The sequence below is a fragment of the Saccharothrix hoggarensis genome (assembly GCF_052936025.1).
This window is the reverse complement of record NZ_CP193624.1, coordinates 3640457-3658916: the sequence shown is the minus strand read 5'-3', so window position 1 is coordinate 3658916 and position 18460 is coordinate 3640457. Positions and strand designations below refer to the sequence as shown.

15 protein-coding genes are annotated in these 18460 nt (G+C 74.1%); 8 read left to right on the top strand and 7 right to left on the bottom strand.

Annotation, left to right across the window (positions count from 1 at the left end):
* Window positions 1–162: 162 nt before the first annotated feature.
* The 8 genes from ACRAKH_RS16745 to ACRAKH_RS16710 all read left to right on the top strand — a co-directional run bounded on the left by ACRAKH_RS16745 (window position 163) and on the right by ACRAKH_RS16710 (window position 10857).
* The gene (locus ACRAKH_RS16745; protein ID WP_447009931.1) at window positions 163–4032 is read left to right on the top strand and encodes a Pls/PosA family non-ribosomal peptide synthetase; all 3870 of its coding nucleotides are present in this window, start codon (window positions 163–165) and stop codon (window positions 4030–4032) included.
* Window positions 4029–5300: a M1 family metallopeptidase gene (locus ACRAKH_RS16740; protein WP_380722903.1), complete on the top strand. Its 1272-nt coding sequence runs from the start codon at window positions 4029–4031 to the stop codon at window positions 5298–5300. Before ACRAKH_RS16745 ends, ACRAKH_RS16740 begins: the two co-directional genes overlap by 4 nt.
* Window positions 5301–5374: 74 nt before the next feature.
* Window positions 5375–6295 carry a PfkB family carbohydrate kinase gene (locus ACRAKH_RS16735; RefSeq protein WP_380722877.1) on the top strand — a complete coding sequence of 307 codons (921 nt, stop codon included), beginning with the start codon at window positions 5375–5377 and terminating at the stop codon, window positions 6293–6295.
* Window positions 6292–7041 (top strand): 5'/3'-nucleotidase SurE, encoded by a 750-nt coding sequence (gene surE / locus ACRAKH_RS16730; protein WP_380722879.1) that lies wholly within the window; start codon window positions 6292–6294, stop codon window positions 7039–7041. Before ACRAKH_RS16735 ends, surE begins: the two co-directional genes overlap by 4 nt.
* A 45-nt stretch (window positions 7042–7086) precedes the next feature.
* Window positions 7087–8271, top strand: a complete 1185-nt coding sequence (locus ACRAKH_RS16725) for a sensor histidine kinase (protein ID WP_380722881.1) — start codon at window positions 7087–7089, stop codon at window positions 8269–8271.
* Window positions 8268–8918, top strand: coding sequence for a response regulator (locus ACRAKH_RS16720; protein ID WP_380722882.1), 651 nt, complete (start codon window positions 8268–8270; stop codon window positions 8916–8918). The genes ACRAKH_RS16725 and ACRAKH_RS16720 overlap by 4 nt, the downstream gene beginning before the upstream one ends.
* Before the next feature lie 131 nt (window positions 8919–9049).
* Window positions 9050–9481 carry a hypothetical protein gene (locus ACRAKH_RS16715; protein WP_380722884.1) on the top strand — a complete coding sequence of 144 codons (432 nt, stop codon included), beginning with the start codon at window positions 9050–9052 and terminating at the stop codon, window positions 9479–9481.
* 5 nt (window positions 9482–9486) lie between these two features.
* Window positions 9487–10857 carry a DJ-1/PfpI family protein gene (locus tag ACRAKH_RS16710; RefSeq protein ID WP_447009930.1) on the top strand — a complete coding sequence of 457 codons (1371 nt, stop codon included), beginning with the start codon at window positions 9487–9489 and terminating at the stop codon, window positions 10855–10857.
* Between the two features lie 8 nt (window positions 10858–10865).
* Here the strand turns inward: ACRAKH_RS16710 and ACRAKH_RS16705 are convergent, their stop codons facing one another.
* The 7 genes from ACRAKH_RS16705 to ACRAKH_RS16675 form a co-directional block, all read right to left on the bottom strand.
* The gene (locus ACRAKH_RS16705) at window positions 10866–11003 is read right to left on the bottom strand and encodes a hypothetical protein (protein ID WP_380722887.1); all 138 of its coding nucleotides are present in this window, start codon (window positions 11001–11003) and stop codon (window positions 10866–10868) included.
* Between the two features lie 225 nt (window positions 11004–11228).
* Window positions 11229–12266 (bottom strand): LacI family DNA-binding transcriptional regulator, encoded by a 1038-nt coding sequence (locus tag ACRAKH_RS16700; RefSeq protein ID WP_380722889.1) that lies wholly within the window; start codon window positions 12264–12266, stop codon window positions 11229–11231.
* Window positions 12267–12432: 166 nt separating this feature from the next.
* Complete coding sequence (locus ACRAKH_RS16695) at window positions 12433–14466, bottom strand: bifunctional aldolase/short-chain dehydrogenase (RefSeq protein ID WP_380722891.1); 2034 nt, start codon at window positions 14464–14466, stop codon at window positions 12433–12435.
* On the bottom strand, window positions 14454–15638 hold the full coding sequence (gene rhaI / locus ACRAKH_RS16690; RefSeq protein ID WP_380722893.1) for an L-rhamnose isomerase: 1185 nt from the start codon (window positions 15636–15638) through the stop codon (window positions 14454–14456). Before rhaI ends, ACRAKH_RS16695 begins: the two co-directional genes overlap by 13 nt.
* Window positions 15639–15656: 18 nt before the next feature.
* Window positions 15657–15977: an L-rhamnose mutarotase gene (locus ACRAKH_RS16685; RefSeq protein WP_053722290.1), complete on the bottom strand. Its 321-nt coding sequence runs from the start codon at window positions 15975–15977 to the stop codon at window positions 15657–15659.
* Between the two features lie 83 nt (window positions 15978–16060).
* Window positions 16061–17914: a DUF6807 family protein gene (locus ACRAKH_RS16680; protein WP_380722895.1), complete on the bottom strand. Its 1854-nt coding sequence runs from the start codon at window positions 17912–17914 to the stop codon at window positions 16061–16063.
* Entirely contained in the window at window positions 17911–18447 is a 537-nt protein-coding gene (locus ACRAKH_RS16675) for a hypothetical protein (RefSeq protein WP_447009929.1), read from the bottom strand. The genes ACRAKH_RS16680 and ACRAKH_RS16675 overlap by 4 nt, the downstream gene beginning before the upstream one ends.
* Between the last annotated feature and the right edge of the window lie 13 nt (window positions 18448–18460).

The window sequence follows — 18460 nt, the reverse complement described above, 5'->3', positions numbered from 1 at the left end:
GCGGACAGCGCGACTGAGGCGTGAAATGGCGGTAAAGTCGCACGTCGGCGGTTCGTGGTTGCGGTCGCCTTGGCTGCTTGGCCGGTCCCGACCGGGTGCGGAGCAGCGGTCTCACGCCTCGGAGGGTTACACAGTGCGTCTGCTTTCGACCGGTGCTCGCCGGTGACCATCGCCCACTTCACGGATCACGACAGCGGCACGTCGGCCGCGCCTGGCCACGCGAACCCCGAGACGGTGGGGTTCTTCAGCGCCGCGCCGGCCGCGGACGAGCGCACGTTGGTCGACGTGCTCACCGCGACGGCCCGCCGTCATCCCCACTCCCCCGCGCTCGACGACGGCACGACTTCCTTGACGTACCGGGAATTGCTGGACGAGGTGGCGGCGCGGAGCGCGGTGCTCGCGGCGGCCGGGGTGGGGGTTGGCGACCGGGTCGGCGTGCGCGTCCCGTCCGGCACGCTGGACCTGTACCTCGCGGTGTTGTCGGTTCTCTCCTCCGGTGCGGCGTACGTGCCGGTGGACGCCGACGATCCCGACGAGCGGGCCGAGTTGGTGTTCGCCGAAGCCGGCGTGTGCGCGGTGATCGGGGCGGAGTGGAACGGTGGCGCGGCGCTCGACGTGCGCGGCACGCCGATGGGGTTGGGTGGGGCGCCGGGCCCGGACGACGACGCGTGGATCATCTTCACGTCCGGTTCGACGGGCAGGCCGAAGGGCGTGGCGGTCTCGCACCGGGCCGCCGCCGCGTTCGTGGACGCCGAGGCGCGCCTGTTCCTGCCCGACGACCCGATCGGCCCGGACGACCGGGTGCTGGCGGGTCTGTCGGTGGCGTTCGACGCGTCCTGCGAGGAGATGTGGCTGGCCTGGCGGCACGGCGCGTGCCTGGTGCCGGCTCCGCGCGCGTTGGTGCGGACGGGCGTGGACCTGGGGCCGTGGTTGGTCGAGCGCGAGGTGACGGTCGTGTCGACCGTGCCGACGTTGGCCGCGCTGTGGCCGGTGGACGCGTTGGACGACGTGCGATTGCTGATCTTCGGCGGTGAGGCTTGCCCGCCGGAGTTGGCGGAACGGCTGGCGGTGGACGGGCGTGAGGTGTGGAACACGTACGGCCCGACCGAGGCGACGGTGGTGGCGTGCGCGGCGCGGTTGACCGGTGACGGTCCGGTGCGCATCGGGTTGCCGTTGGACGGCTGGGAGTTGGCCGTGGTGGACGCGGCGGGCGCGCTGGTGCCGATGGGTGGTTCGGGTGAGCTGGTGATCGGTGGCGTGGGTCTGGCTCGCTACCTCGATCCGGTGAAGGACGCGGAGAAGTTCGCGCCGTTGCCCGCGTTGGGCTGGGATCGGGCGTACCGGAGCGGTGACCTGGTGCGCGCGGAGCCCGAGGGTCTGGTGTTCCTCGGCCGCGCGGACGAGCAGGTGAAGCTGGGCGGGCGGCGGATCGAGCTCGGTGAGGTGGACGCGGCGTTGCAGGCGTTGCCGTCGGTGGTGGGTGCGGCGGCCGCGGTGCGCACCACCAAGGGCGGTAACCAGGTGCTGGTCGGGTACGTCGTCGTGGACGGCGAGGCCGCCGGGCAAGGGGGACGGGAAGCCGCGGGCGGGTTCGACCGGGACGAGGCGACGGCGCGGTTGCGGTCGGCGTTGCCGGCGGCGTTGGTGCCGTTGTTGGCGGTGGTGGGGACGTTGCCGACGCGCACGTCGGGCAAGGTGGACCGGGCGGCGTTGCCGTGGCCGTTGCCGTCGTTGGACGCGGACGTGCCGGTCGGGGGCCTGACGGCGACGGAGGCGTGGCTGGCGGAGCAGTGGGCGGAGCTGCTGGGGTCGCGGGTGGCGGGGCCGGAGGCGGACTTCTTCGCCAACGGCGGCGGGAGCCTGGCGGCGGCGCGGCTGGTGTCGACGATCCGCACGCGCTACCCGAGCGGGTCGGTGCACGACATCTACCAGCACCCGACGTTGCGGGCGTTGGCGGCGCGGCTGGACGAGCTGAGCGGGCACGGCGCCGTGGCGCGGGAGGTCGTGCCGACGTCGCGGTGGACGGGTGTGGCGCAGGTGGTGCTGCTCGTGCCGTTGCTGGGGCTGGTGGGCGCGCGGTGGTCGGTGGCGCTGGCGGCGGTGGGGAACGTGCTGGGGTTCGCGGGGCCGGTGTCGTGGTGGTGGGTGGCGGCGGGGTGGCTGGTGTTCGTCAGCCCGCCGGGCAAGGTGGTGATCGCGGCGGGTGGCGCGCGGCTGCTGCTGCGGGGTCTGCGTCCGGGGACGTATCGCCGTGGTGGTGGGGTGCACCTGCGGTTGTGGACGGCGGAGCGGTTGGCGGAGTTCAGCGGGGCGACGAACCTGGCCGGGTCGTGGTTGACGCACTACGCGCGGGCGTTGGGGGCGCGGATCGGGCCGGACGTGGACTTGCACTCGGCTCCGCCGGTGACGGGTTTGCTGAAGTTGGGGCGTGGGTGCGCGGTCGAGCCCGAGGTGGACCTGTCGGGGCACTGGGTGGACGGTGACCGGTTGCACGTGGGCCGGGTGCGGGTCGGCGCGGGCGCGGTGGTGGGCGCGCGGAGCACGTTGTTCCCGGGTGCTCGGGTCGGGAAGCGGGCGGAGGTGGCGCCCGGGTCGGGTGTGACGGGGTCGGTGCCGACGGGGCAGCGGTGGGCCGGTGTGCCGGCGACGCGGTCGGGGAAGGCGGGTCGGCCGGGTCCGCGTCCGCCGCGGTCGTGGTGGTGGAAGCTCGTGTACGCGGTGACGACGTCGGCGTTGGGGTTGTTGCCGGTGGCGGCGGCGACGCCCGCGGTGCTGCTGGTGGTGCGGGAGCCGGTGACGTTGGGTTCGGCGTTGCTCGCGGTGCCGGTGGCGACGGTGGCGTGGCTGGTCGGGTACGCCGTGCTGGTGCTGGTGTCGGTGCGGTTGCTGGGGATCGGGTTGCGGGCGGGCACGTACCCGGTGCACAGCCGGGTCGCGTGGCAGGCGTGGACGACCGAGCGGTTGGTGAACACGGCGCGGGTGGTGTTGTTCCCGCTGTACGCGAGCTTGTTGACGCCGGTGTGGTTGCGGGCGTTGGGGATGCGCGTCGGTCGGCGGGTGGAGGCGTCGACGGTGGTGGCGCTGCCGAAGATGACGACGATCGGTGACGGGGCGTTCCTGGCGGACGACACGATGGTCGCGTCGTACGAGTTGGGCGGCGGTTGGCTGCGGATCGCGGCGGCGCGGGTCGGGAAGAGGGCGTTCCTGGGGAACTCGGGGATGACGGCGCCGGGCCGTTCGGTGCCGAACCGGGGTCTGGTGGGTGTGTTGTCGGCGGCGCCGAAGCGCGCCAAGGCGGGCAGCTCGTACCTGGGGATGCCGCCGATGCGGTTGCCGCGCGCGGTGGAGCGGGGTGATCAGAGCCGGACGTTCGACCCGCCGCGGCGGTTGGTGGTGGCGCGGGCGTTGGTGGAGTTGTGCCGGGTGGTGCCGGTGATGTGCCACGTGGCGCTGGTCGTGGTGGTGCTGTTCGCGCTGGCGGAGGTCGGGCCGTGGCTGGGCGGGCCGGTGCTGCTGGCGGCGGGTGTGGTGGCGTGCGCGGTGTCGGCGGCGGCGAAGTGGCTGCTGGTGGGCCGGTTCCGGGCGCGGGAGCACCCGTTGTGGAGCGGGTTCGTGTGGCGCAACGAGCTGGCGGACACGTTCGTGGAGGTGTTGGCGGTGCCGTGGCTGGTGGGGTCGGCGGGCGGGTCGCCGGTGGTGGCGGTGTGGCTGCGGTCGTTGGGGGCGCGGATCGGGCGTGGCACGTGGATCGAGTCGCACTGGTTCCCGGAGGCGGACCTGGTGCGGTTGGATGACGGTGCGACGGTGAACCGGGGGTGCGTGGTGCAGACGCACCTGTTCCATGATCGGATCCTGCGCATGGGCGAGGTGGAGTTGGCGGCGGGCGCGACGCTCGGTCCGCACGGGATCGTGCTGCCGGGCGCGTCGGTGGGTGCGCACGCGACGGTGGGTCCGGCGTCGTTGGTGATGGGCGGCGAGGACGTGCCGGCGGGCACGCGGTGGCTGGGGAACCCGATCTCCGCCTGGCGATGACGGGCCGCTACCTGGCCGGTCACGGTGACGGGGGTTACCGGGTCGCGCACTACGACCTCGACCTGGACTACCGGCCGCACACGGGCCGGTTGGCGGGTCGGGCGGTGTTGCGCGTGGTCACGTCGGGGCCGGCGTCGCGGCTGGTGCTGGACTTCGGGACGTTGACGGTGGGCCGGGTGCTGGTGGACGGCCGGCCGGCGCGGCACGTGCACGGCGGCGGGAAGCTGCGGGTGCGGCCGGCGCGGCCGGTGGACGGCGAGTGCGTGGTGGAGGTGCGCTACTCGGGGGTGGCGCGGCCGGTGCGGACGCGGCACTGGGGTGATCTGGGGTGGGACCGGTTGGCGGACGGCGCGCTGGTGGCGAGTCAGCCGGTGGGGGCGCCGTCGTGGTTCCCGTGCAACGACCTGGTGCGGGACAAGGCGTCGTACCGGATCTCGGTGACGGCACCGTCGGCGTACGTGGTGGTGGCGAACGGGGTGGTGGTGGACCGGCGCGTGGCCGGCGGCACGACGACGTGGGTGTACGAGCAGGTGGAGCCGATGGCGGCGTACCTGGCGTCGGTGCAGGTGGGCCGGTACGGGCGGGTGGTGTTGGCGGATGGCCGGGAGGTGGCGGCGCCGGCGCGGCTGCTGCGGGCGGTGGGGCACGACTTCGGGCGGCAGCCGCGGATGATGGCGGTGTTCGAGGAGCTCTTCGGGCCGTACCCGTTCGCGGCTTACCAGGTCGTGGTGACGGACGACGAGCTCGAGGTGCCGGTCGAGGCGCAGGGCATGTCGGTGTTCGGCGCGAACCACGTGGACGGTCGGCGGGGGCACGAGCGGCTGGTGGCGCACGAGTTGGCGCACCAGTGGTTCGGCAACAGCGTCGGGTTGGCCGACTGGCGGGACATCTGGTTGAACGAGGGTTTCGCGTGTTACGCGGAGTGGTTGTGGTCGGAGTGGTCGGGTGGTCCGGTGGCGGCGGTGCTCGCGGACCGGGCGCGGGCCCGGTTGGCCCGGTTGCCGCAGGACGTGCGGATCGGCGATCCGGGTGTGGCGAACCTGTTCGACGACCGCGTGTACCAGCGGGGCGCGGTGACGTTGCACGAGCTGCGCTCGCGGTTGGGTGATGTGGCGTTCTTCGCGACGCTGCGGGAGTGGACGGGCGCGTACCGGCACGCCACGGCGACGACCGGTGATTTCGTGGCGCTCGCCCAGCGGCGCGCCGGCGAGCCGTTGGAGCCGTTCTTCCAAGCGTGGCTGGGGGAAGCGCGCCTGCCGGCGCGGTGACCTCGGAGGGCGGGACGCGGGGTGCGGTGGCCGGTGGCGCGGTTCGTTCCGGGCGGAACGGGTAACTGTCCGTCATGACGGGTCGAGTGGCGGTGTTCGCGCCGTCTCCTCAGCTGACGGTGACCATCGAGGAATTGGACGGCGCGCCGGACATCCACGTCCACGCCGGCGGGCAGGGCGTGTGGCAGTCGCGCATGATCGAGTCGCTGGGCGCCGAGGTGGTGTTGTGCGCGGCGCTCGGCGGTGAGACGGGACAGGTGCTGCGGACGCTGATCGGGGTGGAGCTGAAGGCGCGGGACGTGGCGGCGCGCAACGGCGCGTACGTCCACGACCGGCGTGACGGCGGGCGTGACGAGGTGGTGCGGATGCCGGCGGACCACCTGTCGCGGCACGAGCTGGACGACCTGTACCAGCTCACGCTGGTGGAGGCGTTGAACGCGGGGGTGGCGGTGCTGAGCGGGCCGGCCGAGGAGGACGAGCCGGTGCCCGACTCGGTGTACGAGCGGCTCACCAGGGACCTCACGGGCAACGACTGCCAGGTGGTGGTGGACCTGTCGGGCGCGCGGCTGGCCGCCGCGCTGGCGGGCGGTCCCACGGTGGTGAAGGTGAGCCACGAGGAGATGGTGTCGGACGGGCTGGCGGCGTCGGACGAGCTGACCGACCTCGCCAAGGGCTGTCGCGAGGTCGCCGGGTCGGGTGCGCGGGCGGTGGTCGTGTCCCGGGCGGCGGAGGAGACGCTGGCGTTGATCGACGGTTCGTTCCACCTGGTGGAGGTGCCGTCGTTGAGCCCGGTGGACACGCACGGCGGCGGTGACTCGATGACGGCCGGGTTGGCCGCCGGGTTGGCGCTGGGGAAGTCGATCGAGGACTCGTTGCGGCTGGGGGCGGCGGCGGGCGCGGTGAACGTGACCCGGCACGGGTTGGGCAGCGGCGGCGGTGACGTGGTGCGCGAGCTGGTCGACCGGGTGCGGTTGCGGCCGTGGGAGGACGCATGAGGGTGCTCATCACCAATGACGACGGGATCGACTCGCCGGGGCTGGCCGCGCTCGCGGAGAGCGCGGTGGGACACGGCTGGGACACGGTGGTCGCCGCGCCCGCCCGCGAGTCCAGCGGCACCAGCGCGGGGCTGACCGCCGCGGAGGACGAGCGCCGGGTCGTGGTGGAGCGCCGGGAGCTGCCAGGCCTGGGTGACGTGCCGGGGTACGCGGTGTCGGCGCACCCCGGTCTGATCGCGCTGGTGGCGTCGCAGGGGGCGTTCGGCGATCCGCCGGACGTCGTGCTGTCGGGGGTGAACCGGGGCGCGAACGTGGGCCGGGCCGTGCTGCACTCGGGCACGGTGGGCGCGGCGCTGACGGCCGCCATCAACGGGGCGCGGGCGATGGCGGTGTCGCTCGACGTGGGGCTGGACCTGGACGTCCACCACCACTGGGACGCGGCGGTCGCGGTGGCGTCGGGGCTGTTCGGCCGGCTCGCGGAGCTGCCCGCGGGCACGGTGCTGAACCTGAACGTGCCGAACCTGGCCGATCCCGGCGAGCCGCGGCGGGCGGGTCTCGCCGACTTCGGCGCGGTGCGGAGCCGGGTGAAGCACACCGACGACGGGTCGATCGGGCTCACCTCCGTCCTGGTGGAGGGCGAGCTGCCGCCGGGCAGCGACGCGGCGCTGCTGGCCGCCGGGCACCCGACCGTCACTCCCCTGCGGTCCGTGGCGGAGGACCCCGACGTGGTGCTCGACCTGCCCTGATCCCGCGGTTTGACCACGGTGTTCGGGGTCGAGCACAGTGGTCGGGTGCAGTGGGCGCTGAGCATCCTGACGGTCGTCGCGTACGCGACGCTGCCGCTCGGCTCGGCGAGCTACGAGCAGCACCTGGCGTCGACGTTGCTGGTGGGGCTCGGGTACGCCGCGTTGGCGGTTGTCGGGTTCCCCTACGTGCAGCGGCGCGGTCGGGCGTTCGCGGTGGCGTACGTGTGCGTGCAGCTGCCGTTGGGTTTCGTCCTGTTCGCGCTGTCGGGCGCGGCGATCGGGGCCGTGCTGCTGCTGGTGGTGCTGGTGTCGCAGAGCGTGCTGCTGCTGCCGTTGGCGGGCGCGGCGGCGGTGGCGGCGGCCATCCCGCTGATCCACGTTCGGATGGACTGGCCCGCCGGGCTGCGGGAAGGGCTCGGCACGCTGGCCGTCACCGCGTTCACGGTCGTGGTGACGGAGTTGCTGGTGCGGGAGCAGCGGGCCCGCGCGGAGCTGGCCGACGCGAACGAGCGGCTGCGCGAGTACGCCGCGCAGGCCGAGCGGTGGGCGACCACGCAGGAGCGCAACCGGCTGGCCCGCGACATCCACGACGGGCTGGGCCACCACCTGACCGTCGTGCAGATGCTCCTGCAGGCCGCGCGGGCGGTGATCCGCACCGCCGACGAGGACCGGCTCGACTCGATGCTCGCCAAGGCGCAGGACCAGTCGAAGCAGGCGTTGGCGGAGGTGCGCCGCTCGGTCGCCGCGCTGCGGGAGCCGCGCACCGCGCCGCTGGTCAACGCGGTGCGGGCGTTGGCGGGCGAGGCGTCGGAGGCCGGTGTGCCGACCGCGCTGGACGTCCTCGGCGACGCCCGGGAGGTGCCGGTCGACGTCGAGGAGTCGCTGTTCCGGGCCGCCCAGGAGGGTTTGACGAACATCCGCAAGCACGCCGACGCGTCGGCCGCGGCCGTGGTGCTCGACTACTCCGACGCCGACGTGGTCCGGCTGGAGGTCCGCGACGACGGTCACGGCCTGCCCGAGGACCACGCGCTGCTCACGGCCGGGGACGGCGCGGACGGGAGCGGTGCGGCGGGCGGGGACGACACGGCGAGCAGGGACGGCGCGGTGGTCGGACGTGGCGGGTTCGGGTTGGTGGGGTTGCGGGAACGGGTGAACGGCCTCGGCGGGCGGGTGCGGGTCGACTCCGCCGCCGGGCGGGGTGTGACGCTGACCGTGGAGGTGCCGGGGTGACCGACTCCGCCGTCCGGGTCCTGATCGTGGACGACCAGGCGCTGTTCCGGGAGGCGCTGGCGACGCTGATGGAGGTGCAGCCGGAGATCGAGGTCGTCGGCGAGGCCGGTGACGGCGCTGAGGCCGTGCGGCGGTGCGCCGAGCTGCGGCCCGACGTGGTGCTGATGGACCTGCGGATGCCGGTCATGGACGGCATCGCGGCCACCGACCGGCTGCGGGTGGCGCACCCGGAGGTGCGGGTGCTTGCGCTGACGACGTTCGACGACGACGCGGGCGTGTTCGCGGCGCTGCGGGCCGGCGCGGTCGGCTACCTGCTCAAGGACGTGTCGTCGGCGCGGCTGGTGGAGGCGCTGGTCGCGGCGCGGCGCGGCGAGTCGGTGTTGCAGCCGTCCGTCGCGGCGAAGCTCGTGGCACGGGTGGCCCGCCTCCCGCACGACGATGCCCCGCCGCCGTCGTCGCCGCTGTCGGAACGCGAACTGGACGTGGTCCGGCTGCTCGCCGCGGGCCACAGCAACCGCGAGATCGCCGCCCGCCTGTTCCTCGCCGAGGGCACGGTGAAGAACCTGGTGACGAGCGTGCTGGCCAAGCTGCAGGTGCGCGACCGCACGCAGGCGGCGCTGCGGGCCCGCGAACTCGGCCTCTGCTGACCCGTCCCGGACGTCGTGGGTCGGGTCATGCCCGGAACATGACCTGACGCATGACCTTCGGCACCTGACCCCGCTCCCCCGACGGCCGACCATCTCTGGTGCACCGCGAAGAACGACCCGGAGGAGCCGTCATGACATCCGACCAGACGACCACCAGCACTCCCCACCGCCACGACGCCGCCGACGCGCCGCGGGGCCGTTCGGCGTGGCGCTTCACCCGGCACGCCGTGGAGATGGTCGTCGCCATGGTGGCCGGCATGGTCCTGCTGGAGCCGGTCTGGTCGTTCGCGTGGCCAGGCCTGGCCGACGTGACGACCGCGCACGTCCTGGTGATGGCCACCACCATGTCGCTGGGCATGGCGGTGTGGATGCGGGTCCGCCGGCATGGCTGGGCGGGCATCGCCGAGATGTCCGCGGCGATGTACGTGCCGTTCCTGGTCCTGCTGCCGTTCCACTGGACGGGGCTGCTGTCCGAGATGGCGCTGATGACCGCCGGTCACGTGCTGATGGTCCCGGCCATGCTCGGCGCGATGCTGCGCCGCCGCCACGAGTACGGCTGCTGACCGCCGTGCGCGCCGCCACCCGGATCACCGGGACCGCTCTCGTCTTCGTGCTCGCCGCCCTCGCCCTGCCCGTCGCGTTCGGCGCGCCGACCGTCGCCGCCGCGCTCGACCTGAACCCGCCGCGCACCGACGGCGCGGCCCCGTCACCGCGGCCCGTGGCGCACGTCGCCGGCAGACCGACCGCCGTGGTCGTGGTGGGTGATCGCGGCGCGGTCGTGTCCGACGCCCTCGCGCCGTACGAGGTGCTGGCCGCGACCGGCGCGTTCAACGTGTACGCGGTCGCGCCGAGTGGCCGGCCGGTGCCGCTCACGGGCGGGCTCGACCTGGTGCCGGACCTGACGTTCGCCGACCTCGACCGGCTGCTGGGCGGCGCGGCGCCGGACGCCGTGATCGTGCCCGCGCTGCCCGATCACGGCGAGCCGACGTCGAAGCCGGTCACCGACTGGCTGCGGCGGCAGGCGGACGGCGGGTCGCTGCTGCTGGGGGTGTGCAGCGGCGCGGGGGTGCTCGCGTCGGCCGGGCTGCTCGACGGGCGTGACGCCACGTCGCACTGGCTGCGGCTCGGTGGCTACGAGGACCGCTACCCGGCCGTCCGGTGGGCGCGCGGCACCCGGTACGTGGACGACGGCGACGTCATCACCACCGGCGGCATCCTGTCCGGCGTCGACGGCACGCTGCGCGTCGTAGAACGGCTCGTCGGACGGGACGCGGCGGCACGGGCGGCGGACGTCACCGGCTGGCCGCACTACCGGCCCGGGACGCCCGCCTCGATGCCGGAGGCCGGCCTCTCCCCCGCGGACGCCGTCACGCCGGTGAACAGCGCGTTCGGCTGGGACCGCGACACCACGGGGGTCTTGCTGACCGAAGGGGTCGGGGAGATCGAACTGGCCTCGGCCTTCGACACCTACGGCCAGTCGTTGGCCGTCCGCACGGTCGCCGTGGGCGGACCGGCGGTGCGGTCGCGGCACGGGCTGACGTTCGTGCCCAGGGCCGACCCCGCGACCGCGGGCCTCGACCGGCTGGTCGTGCCGGGAGCGCGGGCCGCGGACCTGCGCGCGGCCGACGCGTACGCCGACCTCACCCCGGTCTACCTGCACGAACGGCCCGGGTTCCCGTTCGACGGCGTGCTGCGCGACCTGGCCCGCACCACCGACGTGGCCACGGCGACGTGGACCGCGAAGGTGCTGGAGTACCCGACCGGCCACCTGGACCTCGTCGGGCCGGACTGGCCGTGGGCGGTCACCCTCCGGCCGTTCGCGCTCGCCGCGCTGGGCGTGCTCGCCGCGCTCGGGGCGGCCCGCCTCACCCGGTCCGCGCGCGGGCGCGCCGCGCCGGACCTGCCCGGAGCGGTGCGGCGTGAACCGGTGCCGGCGTGATCACCGGTTCAGTCGTCCTCGGCGCGCTCGGTGGCGGGCTCGGGGTGCTCGGCGTCGGACCGGCCCAACGCGTCCTCGGCGCCCGTGACCAGGTCGGGACCACCCCACTGCCGGCCTTCGGACTGGCCCAGTCGGTGCTTCGCCATGGTGTGAACTCCCCTCAATCGGCGAACAGGTACCCACTTCCGGGTGGTTTCACACCCCGCCCAAGCCGGTGGTCCGCTGCGGAGCGCAGCGGGCCGCCGGCTTTCATCACCTGAACGGCCGACGCGACCACCGCGCAAGTGGCGGTCCGGCTACAAGCCGTGCCGCTCTCGACATGGCAGCCCTGGAAGTCCAACGCCTGCCTGACCCGGTCCAGGGCCACGCCCTCAGCGCGACCGGCGACGCGCCCGCTGCACCCGCCTGCTCGACTCGCGCACCACCAGCTCCGGCGCGAACAGCACGTGCCGGTGCTCGTGCTCCGCGGGCGCCATGGTCTCCTCGATCACCAGCTCCGCGGCCGTCCGGCCGATCAGCTGGCGCGGCTGGCGCACCGACGTCAGCGGCACGGCGGCCGCCGCGGCGAAGTCGATGTCGTCGTAGCCGACGATCGCGATCTCCTCCGGCACCCGCACGCCGGCCCGCACCAGCACCTGGAGCACGCCGAGCGCCAGGAGGTCGTTGGCGCAGAACACCGCGTCCGGCCGGGTGGACCGGGCCAGCAGCTGCTCGGCCGCGCGCTGCCCGGACGCCACGTTCAGCGCCGGCACCTTCAGCTCCTCCAGCACGCCCGCGTCGCGGCCCGCCTTGCGGACCGCGTCCACGGCGCCCTCGTGCCGCTGGCGCGCCTGGTGGATGCGCGACGGCCCGTTGACCATCACGATCCGCTCGTAGCCCTCGGCGAGCAGGTGGGTGACGGCCAGTTCGCCGCCCGCGCGGTCGTCCACGGCCACGGCGCACAGGTCGGGGTCGGTCGTGGGGTGGTCGAGCAGCACGACGGACATGCCGCGCTCGCGCAGCCGGTGGACGGCGGCCAGGTCCGTGTCGACCGGCGTGATCAGCACGCCGTGCACGCGCTGCTCGGCCAGCAGCTCGACGTGCCGGGCCTCGCGCTGCGCCGACTCGTCGCTGTTGCACAGGATGACGGCGTGCCCGGCCTCGCTGGCGGTGTCCTCCACGCCGCGCGCGACGTCGGTGAAGAACGGGTTGCCGACGTCGAGCACGACGAGGCCGATGGCGCGCGGTGTGCCGGAGCGCAGTTGGCGGGCGGCGTCGTTGCGGACGAACCCGAGCTCCTCGATCGCGCCCATGACCCGGTCCCGGGTCGCCGGTGCGACGACCTCGGGCCGGTTCAGGACGTTGGAGACCGTGCCGACGGACACCTTCGCGCGCGTCGCCACGTCGCGGATGCTCACCGGTGACCCCACCGCGCCTCCTCGGCGGACTGAAGGACTTTGAGGTGTCGAAAGGTCGAGCCTATCGACCGGCACCGCTGCCGGCGCCGGATCGACCTGTCGTGATCCTACCCGTCCAGTCCTGCGTTAAATCGTTTCACCCCCGGTGCCGGTGTGGATCACCGCCGGCCCGTGCCCGTCACCGGAGGAACGCGGCCGCGACGCCCGCGTCCACGGGGATGTGGGCCCCGGTGGTGTGGGACAGCTCGCCCGCCGTCAACGCGAACACCGCGTTGGCCACGTGCTCGGGCAGGACCTCTCGCTTGAGCAGCGTGCGCTGAGCGTAGAACGCGCCCAGCTCGTCCTCCGGCACGCCGTACACGGCGGCGCGTCGCGCGCCCCAGCCGCCCGCGAAGATGCCGGACCCGCGGACCACGCCGTCGGGGTTGACGCCGTTGACGCGGATGCCGTGCTCGCCGAGTTCCGCGGCCAGCAGCCGGACCTGGTGCGCCTGGTCGGCCTTCGCCGCGCCGTAGGCGACGTTGTTCGGTCCGGCGAAGACGGCGTTCTTGGAGGCGATGTAGACGAGGTCGCCGCCCATCCCCTGCTCGACCATGACCTTGGCCGCGGCCTTCGCGACGAGGAACGACCCGCGGGCCATCACGTCGTGCTGGAGGTCCCAGTCGCGGGTGGACGTCTCCAGCAGCGGCTTCGAGATCGACAGGCCGGCGTTGTTGACGACCAGGTCGACGCCGCCGAACGCGAGGCACGCCTCGCCGACCGCCGCCGTGACGGCGTCCTCGTCGGTCACGTCCACGACCACGGCCACCGCCGTGTCCGCGCCGAGCTCGTCCGCCACGGCGCGCGCCGCGTCCGCGTTGACGTCGGCCACGGCGACACAGGCGCCCTCGGCGGCCAGCCGGAGCGCGATGGCCCGGCCGATCCCCGACCCGGCGCCGGTGACCAGCGCGACGCGCGTGGCGAGCGGCTTGGGGGCGGGCATCCGCTGGAGCTTCGCCTCTTCCAGCGCCCAGTACTCGATGCGGAACTTCTCGGCCTCGTCGATGGGCGCGTACCGGGACACGGACTCGGCGCCGCGCATGACGTTGATCGCGTTGACGTAGAACTCGCCGGCGACGCGGGCGGTCTGCTTGTCCTTGCCGTAGGAGAACATGCCGACGCCGGGCACCAGGACGATCGCCGGGTCCGCGCCGCGCATCGGCGGCGAGTCCGGTGTGGCGTGCCGCTCGTAGTAGGCGCGGTACTCGTCCCGGTAGGACTCGTGCAGTTCGCGCAGCCGTGCCGTCACGTCGTCCAGCGGCGCGGTCGGCGGCAGGTCGAGGACGAGCGGCCGGACCTTGGTGCGCAGGAAGTGGTCCGGGCAGGACGTGCCGAGCGCGGCGAGCCGCGGGTGCTCGGCGTGGGCGAGGAAGTCCAGCACGACGTCGGTGTCGGTGAAGTGGCCGACCTGGGGCCGGTCGGTGGAGGCGAGGCCGCGCAGGAGCGGCGCGAGGGCGGCCGCGCGGGCGCGCCGCTCGGCCGGGGGCAGCGGGTCGTGCAGCTTCGCGCCGAACGGGTCGGGCCTGCCGCGCGCGGCGAGGAACTCGGTGGCGCGCCGGATGATCTCCTGGGACCGCTCCTGGCACTGGGCGGAGGTCGCGCCCCACGCGGTGATGCCGTGACCGCCGAGGACCACGCCGATGGCCTGGGGGTTCTCGCGCGCGATCGCGGCGATGTCGAGGCCGAGCTGGAAGCCGGGGCGACGCCACGGCACCCACAGCACCCGGTCGCCGAACACCTCCTTGGTCAGCGCCTCGCCATCGGCCGCCGCCGCGAGCGCGATGCCCGCGTCGGGGTGCAGGTGGTCGACGTGCGCGGCGTCGACCAGGCCGTGCATGGCGGTGTCGATGGACGGCGCCGCGCCGCCCTTGCCGTGCAGGCAGTAGTCGAACGCGGCGACCATCTCGTCCTCGCGGTCCACGCCGGGGTACACGTCGACGAGGGCGCGCAGCCGGTCCAGCCGCAGCACGGCCAGGCCGCGCTCGGTCAGCGTGCCGAGGTCGCCGCCGGAGCCCTTGACCCACAGCAGGTCGACGGGCGCGCCGGTGACCGGGTCGGTCTCCGTGCCCTTGGCCGACGTGTTGCCGCCCGCGTAGTTCGTGGTCGCCGGGTCCGCGCCCAGTTCGTGCGACCGCGCCAGCAGTTCCCGCACCCGCTCGTTCACGCGCCCCATCCCGCCTGCTCGCCGCCGACCCGCTCCGCCACGATCCGCTCGCCGTAACCGGACCGGGCGTAGGCCGCGATCGGGTCGGGGTCGAGTCCCATGTCCTCCCGCACGGACGCCACGAGCGGCCGCACGTCGGTGTTGTACGCGTCCATCAGCACGGCGTTCGCGCCGAGCACGTCACCGGCCCGCTGCGCCGCCGCGAGCGCGTCCCGGTCGACCAGCAGCGCCTTGGCCGTGGCCTCCTGCACGTTCATCACCGACCGGATCTGGGCGGGGATCTTCGGCTCGATGTTGTGGCACTGGTCGAGCATGAAGGCCACCCCGGACTCGGGGGCGAGCGCGCCGCCGCGCACGACCTCGAACATGATCCGGAACAGCTGGAACGGGTCGGCCGCGCCGACCATGAGGTCGTCGTCGGCGTAGAAGCGGGAGTTGAAGTCGAACCCGCCGAGCTTGTCCGCGCGCAGCAGCACGGCGACGATGAACTCGATGTTGGTGCCCGGCGCGTGGTGCCCGGTGTCGACGACGACCTGCGCCCGGTCGCCCAGGGTGAGGCAGTGGGCGTACGCGGTGCCCCAGTCGGGCACGTCGGTGGTGTAGAACGCGGGCTCGAACAGCTTGTACTCCAGCAGGATGCGCTGGTGGTCGCCGAGCCGCCGGTAGGTCTCGTCCAGCGCCTCGGCGAGCCGGTCCTGGCGGGCCCGGATGTCGTCCTGGCCCGGGTAGTTGGTGCCGTCGGCGAACCACAGCTTCAGGTCGCGCGACCCGGTGGCGTCCATGATGTCGACGCACTGGAGCAGGTGGTCGACGGCCTTGCGGCGCACCGCCGGGTCGGGCGAGCACACGCTGCCGAGGACGTACGCGTCGTCCTGGAAGACGTTGGCGTTGATGGTGCCGATCGACACGCCGAGGTCGGCGGCGAACTTGGCCAGCTCGGCGTAGTCCGACACCCGGTCCCACGGGATGTGCAGGGCCACCGAGGGCGCCACGCCGGTGAACCGGTGCACGGTGGCCGCGTCGGCGACCTTCTCGTGCGGCGTGCGCGGCACACCGCGCTGGGCGAACACCTTGAACCTGGTGCCGGAGTTGCCGAACGCCCACGACGGCAGCTCGATCCGCTGACCTGCCAGGGCTCCTCTCGGCTCGCTCGTGCCGGGTGATGCCGTACTGTCGTCCACTTCGGACTCCTTCACTGCTCAGTCGAGGTGGAAGACCTCGGTCAGCGGCCTCATGGCCTCGTCGGGCTGCCTGCCGTCCAGCGCGGTGAAGAACTCGGCCATCTCGGCCTGCCACCGGTCGTTCACCTCGCGGTCGCGCATACCGCGCTGGGCGGCGTCCCAGTCCGGGGTCTCCAGGTAGCCGACGAGCAGCCCGTCGTCGGCCAGGAAGAGGCTGTAGTTGCCCCACCCGGTCTCGCGCAACGCCTCCCGCATCTCCGGCCACACCTCGCGGTGCCGCTCCCGGTACTCCTCCAGCCGCTCCGGGCGGACCCGCAGCAGGAAGCAGACACGTCGCACGCCAACCTCCGGAATGAAACGTTTCACAAGGACGCTATTGTTGCGCCACAAGGGTTGTCAATGGTCTGGACGAGTCGACCGGCTCACGGTGGCCGCACGCCGTCGTAGAAGGCCACCCGGACGGTGACCTCCCGCTCGCCGCCGGGCTCCAGCACGACGGGCGCGTCCCACGCGAGGGCCGAGCCGATGCCCTGGTACTGCCCCACGCGCACGAACCACGGGTCGGTGGGCCCGGACACCACGGCGGTCCACGTGCCCTTGCCCGGCGCTCTCTCCGGGTCTCCCACGACCACCGCGAGCCACGGCGCGGTCCGCCCGTTGACCTCCTCCTCCCCCACCCCGTTGGGGCTGAACACCCGCACGTAGGCGGGGTCGAGGTCGGGCAGCCGCCAGAACCAGCCGCCGTAGCCCGCGCCGGCCCGGCCCTTGCTGCCGGGGCTGTGCAGCACGACGTCCCGCTCGGCGGTCAGCACGCTGGTCCACTCCAGCTCCCAGCCGTCGGTCACGACCCGGCGGCGGACGCGCCGGCGTTCCCGCAGCAGCACCGCGCCGGCCGAGTCGCACCACGCCAGCTCGTCCGGTCCGGACTCGCGGACCCGGCCCAGCTCCCCCGGCACGTACCCCTCCCCTGGCACGTAGTTCCGGCCGCCCCACAGGTTGACCCCGTTGACGTCGGGCAGGGCGAGGCCGATGCCGCGGTGCCACGGGTGGTCCTCGGGGTGCTCGCCGGTCACCACGACGCCGCCGAGCGTGCGGACCGGGTGCAGCGCGGGCCGCGGCACGACCAGCGGCAGCCGCGCGGTGTCCCAGCCGTACCGGGCCACGCCGGCCAGGGGCGACCACGGCACGTCCAGCTCGGCGAACGTGCGCAGGTGCTCGGACGCCTTGGTGACCACGTGGTCGACGCCGTCCACGTCGACCCGGTTGCCGTTGCGGCGCAGCCACGCCGGGTCGATCGGCACGGGGTCGGGCGCGGTGCGCACGGCCTCCAGCACCCGCATGAACGCCCCGGCGCCGGCCAGCGGCGCGTGCAGCGGCACGGCCGGGTCGCGGAGGTGGTCGAGCAGGTTCCGCAGCGGGGTGTCGTGCCGGTACCGCTCGTCGATGCCGTCGAGGACCAGCCGGTGCCGGGTGTAGTGCAGCTCGGCGCGGGCGCGGCTGCCGTGCACGACGAGCACGGGTTCCCGCACGACCTCGGCGCACAGCGTCACCGCGACCACGACGACGGTGCCGTTGCGGGTGCGCAGCCGCAGGCAGGACGTGTCGTCGGCCTCGATGTCGCGGGAGCGCAGCAGCTCCAGCTCGATGTCCTCGACGTCGTCCACGCCGGTGCTGCCGTCGAGCGCCAACGCGGTCGCGATGCCGTGCGCGAACGGGTTGGTGAGGGCGCCGTCGACGACCGGGGCGCCGTCGAGCGTGCGGCGGCCGGCCCACGGCGCGCGGGTGTAGTAGGCGTCGTCGCGCGACCACGTGCCGCGCACGCCGATGCCGCGGATCTCGCCGAGCGCGCCGGTTCGCATGAGATCGGCGAGCCGGTGCACGGCGTGGGAGCCGAGGCTCTGGAACCCGATCTGCACGAGCCGGCCGGCGGACCGGTCGACGAGGTCGTGCCAGTCGGCCAGCGTGGGCGTGGGCGGTTTCTCCAGCACGAGGTGCGCGCCGGCGTCGAGGACGTGGTGGGCCAGCGGCACGTGCGTGTGCAGGGGCGTGGAGACGATGCCGATGTCGCCCTCGCCGAGGCCGAGGTCACCCATCAGGCGCGTCAGGTCCGCGTCCACGGGACGGTCACCGACGAGCCGCCGCGCCTCGGCGTCGAGCGGGTTGACCTCGCACACGCCGGCCAGCCGCACCAGCCCCTCGGCTTCCAGCGCGGCGATCTCCCGCAGGTACAGGCGCCCGTACCCGGCGGCGCCGGCGAGCACCACCCGGGGCGTCACCGGCGCTCCACCGCGACCGCGGCGAACACCAGCAGGCCGGGCACGACGACCACGAACGCGGGCGCCTGGCCGAGCACCAGCACGGCCACGGCCAGCGCGACGACCAGGTAGGCGTACCCGGCCCAGTCGCGGGACGGCTCGGCGAGCAGCGCGGCCCACCGGTCGCCCGGACGCCACCGGGCGGCCGTGCGCAGCAGCACCAGCGCGACGGCGGCCAGCGCCGTCCCGATCACCGGGCCGAGGACGGTCGCACCCGGCAGCCCGCCGAGCAGCGCCAGCAGGTCCAGCCCGGCGACCGCGAGGACGGCCAGGGGCGCGCCGACAGCGACGGGGTCTCGCACCACCTGTCCCAGCAGGGCGGCGAACCGGCGGACGGTCGGCGTGCGGCCGTCGTCCACCAGTTCCCGCAGCAGCACCGCGCCGGCCGCGAAGGCGGGCACGGCGGTCAGCACCGGCAGCGCCGCGACGCTCACCAGCACCCCGATCAGCAGCACCTCGGCCAACAGGGCCAAGGGCCGCGTCCACGTGCTCATCACCTGCCGCACC

Coding starts and splice junctions, on each gene's coding strand:
- ACRAKH_RS16740 (WP_380722903.1), top strand. CDS start 4,029: ATGACGGGCCGCTACCTGGCCGGTCACGGTGACGGGGGTTACCGGGTC.
- ACRAKH_RS16735 (WP_380722877.1), top strand. CDS start 5,375: ATGACGGGTCGAGTGGCGGTGTTCGCGCCGTCTCCTCAGCTGACGGTG.
- surE (WP_380722879.1), top strand. CDS start 6,292: ATGAGGGTGCTCATCACCAATGACGACGGGATCGACTCGCCGGGGCTG.
- ACRAKH_RS16715 (WP_380722884.1), top strand. CDS start 9,050: ATGACATCCGACCAGACGACCACCAGCACTCCCCACCGCCACGACGCC.
- ACRAKH_RS16705 (WP_380722887.1), bottom strand. CDS start 11,003: ATGGCGAAGCACCGACTGGGCCAGTCCGAAGGCCGGCAGTGGGGTGGT.
- ACRAKH_RS16695 (WP_380722891.1), bottom strand. CDS start 14,466: ATGGGGCGCGTGAACGAGCGGGTGCGGGAACTGCTGGCGCGGTCGCAC.
- ACRAKH_RS16675 (WP_447009929.1), bottom strand. CDS start 18,447: ATGAGCACGTGGACGCGGCCCTTGGCCCTGTTGGCCGAGGTGCTGCTG.